General features: G+C 48.7%; 2 protein-coding genes. Both read left to right on the top strand.

Features of this window, described 5'->3' with window-relative positions; genetic code table 11:
• On the top strand, positions 1 to 873 hold an 873-nt coding region (locus tag KO533_RS22345), incomplete at its 5' end, for a site-specific integrase (protein ID WP_219256187.1).
• A complete protein-coding gene (locus tag KO533_RS22350) occupies positions 870 to 1,955 on the top strand; it encodes an IS91 family transposase (protein ID WP_219256188.1) in 1,086 nt (361 codons plus the stop codon). The genes KO533_RS22345 and KO533_RS22350, both read left to right, overlap by 4 nt.
• The last annotated feature ends 214 nt before the right edge of the window (positions 1,956 to 2,169 follow it).

Raw genomic sequence — 2,169 nt, forward strand, 5'->3', positions numbered from 1 at the left:
CAACGCTTTGATTTACTTTATGAACAACATCTTACCAACTTAACCTTGCAAGGCAAGCGGCCTGCAACCATTGATGCCTATAGCCGAGCTATACGCCGTATTGCGGCATATTTTGACTGTTGCCCCGATACCCTGACCTCCGATGATTTAAAGCGCTATTTTGCCGACTTAATTGCCTCACATTCATGGAGCACCGTCAAACTCGACCGCAACGGCTTGCAGTTTTTCTACTTTCACGTCCTCAATAAATCTTGGCAGTGGCTTAATATTGTTAAGCCTCCACAGGTGAAACACCTGCCCGATATCCTGACGCCCTGCGAAGTCGCGATAGTTATCAGCCTCACGCGTCAACTGCGTTATCAGGTTTGTTTCTTAACCCTGTACAGCATGGGATTGCGCCTTGGTGAAGCGATTTCATTGCAGGTCGGAGATATTGATGCAGGACTCATGCAGGTGCATATCCGTGATGCTAAAGGTGGCAAGGATAGACTGGTGCCTTTACCTCAACGCACCTTGTTAGCCTTACGCTATTATTGGCGCACCCACCGTCATCCTCGTTGGCTATTTCCGGGTAAAGATAATCAACCTGACTCACTCATGGACAGAGGCGGGCTCCAAAAAGCCATGAAGCAAGTCATTTCCGAGTGCAACATTCATAAAGCCATCAGTCCGCACAGTCTACGTCACAGTTATGCCACCCATTTGCTGGAGCAAGGACTCGATTTGCGCTCAGTGCAAACACTGCTCGGCCACCATAGCCTGAATACCACCGCCCGTTACACGCGGCTCACTGATATCACCCGTAAAAATACCTGTGAGGCAATTAACCAACTGACCAACGACTTGGCCTTAAGGTGGGAGTGTGGGTTATGAGCCAGTTTATCGATATTTTACGCCAACATCTGGCGGATTTTCGGCGGCGTTATGCCCATCAAATCACCCCAGAAATACATGCTGCTATCCATGCCATGCTCAGCTGTCGTTTCAACACGGCGAGGGTTAGCTGCTGGGGTTGTCAAACCTGCGAGCAACAGCTTGAGTTTCCGCTCTCTTGCGGTCATCGCAGTTGCCCACAGTGCCAACACGGCACCACATGTGACTGGCTGAGTAAACAACAAGCTAAGTTATTACCGGTGAATTATTTTATGGTGACCTTTACCTTGCCGTTTGAATTAAGAGCCATAGCGAAATCGCAACCCGAGCCGTTCTATCACGCCATGTTTACCGTGGCAGCGAGTGTACTCAAAGACTTTGCCGCACGCTCCCCTAAGCTCAGTGGTGACATCGGCTTCACCGGCGTACTGCATACTCACAGTCGACGCAGAGACTACCATCCACATCTGCACTTCATTATCCCTGCAGGGAGCTACCACTCAGGCAAGCGGCAATGGCGTAAGTGTCAAACCCATTACTTATTTAACGCCTTTAATCTTGCCAAGGTGTGGCGAGCACGTTTACTGGCTTATCTGAGTGACACGCTTCAACTCACCCTACCACATCAATCCCACTCAAAATGGGTGGTCGATTGTCAGTTCGTAGGTAAAGGCGAACCTGCACTGCAATATCTATCGCGCTACCTTTATCGGGGCGTTTTACCCGACAGCAGTATTTGTCGTCATGTCGATAATCAGGTGAGTTTTACCTATCAAGACAGTCAGACTTGCTGCCAACAAGTACGCAGCTTGCCCGCGGTCGAATTTCTGTGGTTGATATTACAACATGTGTTACCCAAAGGATTACGGCGAGTACGAGACTATGGCTTACTGCGAGGCAATGCCAAAAAGCTACGGCAACAAATCCAACTGATGTTGGCTGTCGCAGGAGCCACTTTCCCCGCATTACCAGAGGTCAAACGTGCCTTAGCCGTGCGCTATTGCCCTTGTTGCCACCTCGCGATGCATTTTATGGGCGTTCATATGCGTCATCGACCGACAGGCGTTAATATCACCGCCTAAGGCGAGAAGTATAAGGATAACGGGTTAACCAAACAGAATGAGGACTCGATAACAGCTTGATGAAAAAGTGATAAAAATATTAGCTCGTTCGCTAAGGGCGGGTCATGTCTGCATAAAAGTCTCTTTCAAAATACGACCTTGATACCTTCAAATTCTCAATCCGCTATTTGCATAATAAAGTGTCAACAACCAGCATCGGGCTTGTTCAACACTG

The sequence above is a fragment of the Shewanella sp. NKUCC05_KAH genome (assembly GCF_019345585.1).
GTDB lineage: Bacteria > Pseudomonadota > Gammaproteobacteria > Enterobacterales > Shewanellaceae > Shewanella > Shewanella oncorhynchi.

Excerpts from the sequence above, each read along its gene's own strand:
- KO533_RS22350 (WP_219256188.1), top strand. The coding sequence starts at position 870 with ATGAGCCAGTTTATCGATATTTTACGCCAACATCTGGCGGATTTTCGG.